Here is a 2,071-nt window from a genome sequence, read left to right as displayed (position 1 = left end):
GGGGTGTCCACTGGGACTGGGCAAGATCACGCGATGGCGGTGTGTTGGGTGAGTCATAGCCAAGTCATTCAGCCCACCGTCATCCGCCTCACCACGCGCCGAATCATCGGCGCCGCCAGCACCACCACCGGCAACATCGATACCCACGACAGCGCCCACGCGTTCAACCAGCGGCCGGCAAAGGCCAGGTCGAGCGCATGGGGTGTGGTGGCGATGGCGGCCGCGACCGCGCAGGTCAGGCCGGATTGAACGACGCCGAAAACGAAATGCTCATAACGGGCGGGGATTTTCATCGGGGGTTCTCGAGAAAGAGCGGGGGGGCGCGATGCCCGGCCGCTCGGGCACGATCAAGCCGGTTGCAGTTGCGCGATAGTCTCTTCGGTGGTCCACAGCCCGTGGGCGAGGAAGCGGTAATTGATGATGGCCGCCAGGTAGCCGTCGCCATCCGGCAGGCGCGGGCCGGCGGTGGCGTCGCGTACCACGACTATTTCAAAGCCCTGTTCGAGCAGTTCGCGCAGGTGTGATTCCACGCAAAGGTTGGCCGCCATGCCGGCGAGGATGATCTGCGACACGCCTTTCTTGCGCAATTGCAGCGCCAGGTCGTTGGTTTCCGGGCCGTAGACCTTGTGCGGCGAGGCGATGATGGTCTCGCCGTCGAGAATGTACGGCTTGTAGATCTCGAGGAAATCGGCGCCGGAGCCTTCGAAGTTTTCCAGGGTGTTCGGTCCCTTGCGATCGAACATGCAGATGCTGTGCATGACCTTTTCCAGCGGACCGCCAAAATGCCAGTCGTGGTCGTGCGGGTAGTAATAGTGTGGCGACACGGCCACGGGCAGGTCGTGAGCCTTGAAGGCCTTGAACAGTTTTTCCAGGTTTTCGACGGTGTTGTTCTCGACGATGCTCTCACCGAACACCGCCCAACTGGCGCCGGCAGGGCTGAGGAAGTCGTTCTGTGGGTCGATGACCACCAGGGCGGCTTTGCTCAGGTCGAGCTTGAAACCAGTGGCAGGCAGTGCGGGTTCGGCGGGGTCGGCGTACAGATGGCTCATGACGATTTACCTCTTGGGTGCTTGCGTGGATGAGACGTGAATGTTGCTTTATATAAATGACCAGTCGTCTTATTAATGAGGAAAAAAAACTCACTCCAATAGCCGAGGCAAGACCATCGATACGAAACGCTGCAGAGGTGCACCGTCGCGCAGGACCTTGCCGCGCATGACCGCACCTTCCCAGCCTTCGACGATGACACTGGCCAGCGCTTCGGCGTCGTGAGTTTCAGAGAGTTCGCGGCGCTGCTGCGCTTCACGCAGGCAGCTCGCGAGCAAACCTTCCCAGCGCGCCAGCACATCGGCCAGACGCTTGCGGGTTTGTTCGCTGCCATTGGACATTTCCAGGGACAGGTTGCCAATCAGGCAACCCAGGCTGTATTCATGCTCGCCGTGCTCGAGCACCAGGGCCTGGAAGAACTGGCCGATGCGCTCCAGCGGCTTGACCCGGGCGTCGTAGAAGATCGGCCCGTGGCGGGTTTCGATCGAGGTCCAGTATTCCTCGAGGATCTCTGCCGCGAAGTCTTCCTTGCTGGCGAAGTAGTTGTAGAAAGAGCCCTTGGGAATCTCGGCAGCGGCGGTGATGTCCTGGACGCCGCAGCCGTTGAAGCCACGGTTGTGAACCACCTGGCGGCCAATCGACAGCAAACGGGATCTGACTTCGAGGTTGACCGGGCGAGCCATGACAGAGACATCCAGTGATGAGAAAGTTTTAATAAACTAACTGGTCATCTATGTTTCGTCAACAGTCGAATTGACTGCCAATCAGTCCGCCTGCGCCATCTCGATGTACTCGAGCATCTTCTCGTTGCCATCGAGAATGTCACGGCAGATGGCCGCCCGTGCCGCCGCGCCATCGCGGCGCTTGAGTGCGTCGAGCACTTCCCAGTGATGGTCGATGGCCATGCGCTCGTTGAAGTTGCCATAGGCACGGGCGATCAGTGGGCCGGTGCGCATCCACAGGCTATCGAGCAAACCCGCCAGCACCGGCATGCGCGCGATGGTGGTCAGCGCGTAGTGAAATT

At 60.4% G+C, this 2,071-nt stretch carries 4 protein-coding genes; all 4 read right to left on the bottom strand.

Going from position 1 to position 2,071, the window contains the following annotated elements:
• Positions 1-68: 68 nt before the first annotated feature.
• Entirely contained in the window at positions 69-293 is a 225-nt protein-coding gene (locus tag APH34_RS28320; RefSeq protein WP_003465037.1) for a DUF2798 domain-containing protein, read from the bottom strand.
• 54 nt (positions 294-347) lie between these two features.
• Positions 348-1,049 carry a cysteine hydrolase family protein gene (locus tag APH34_RS28315; RefSeq protein ID WP_003465039.1) on the bottom strand — a complete coding sequence of 234 codons (702 nt, stop codon included), beginning with the start codon at positions 1,047-1,049 and terminating at the stop codon, positions 348-350.
• A 90-nt stretch (positions 1,050-1,139) separates the two neighbouring features.
• On the bottom strand, positions 1,140-1,730 hold the full coding sequence (locus APH34_RS28310) for a TetR/AcrR family transcriptional regulator (RefSeq protein WP_003465041.1): 591 nt from the start codon (positions 1,728-1,730) through the stop codon (positions 1,140-1,142).
• Positions 1,731-1,811: 81 nt separating this feature from the next.
• Positions 1,812-2,071, bottom strand: a 260-nt coding sequence (locus APH34_RS28305) for an FCD domain-containing protein (RefSeq protein ID WP_139139780.1), incomplete at its 5' end; no start/stop codon positions are given.

The organism is Pseudomonas sp. NBRC 111131 (genome assembly GCF_001320525.1).
In the GTDB taxonomy this organism is placed as follows: Bacteria; Pseudomonadota; Gammaproteobacteria; order Pseudomonadales; family Pseudomonadaceae; genus Aquipseudomonas; species Aquipseudomonas ceruminis.
The sequence above is the reverse complement of the archived record's forward strand: the minus strand, read 5'-3'. Positions and strand labels throughout refer to the sequence as shown.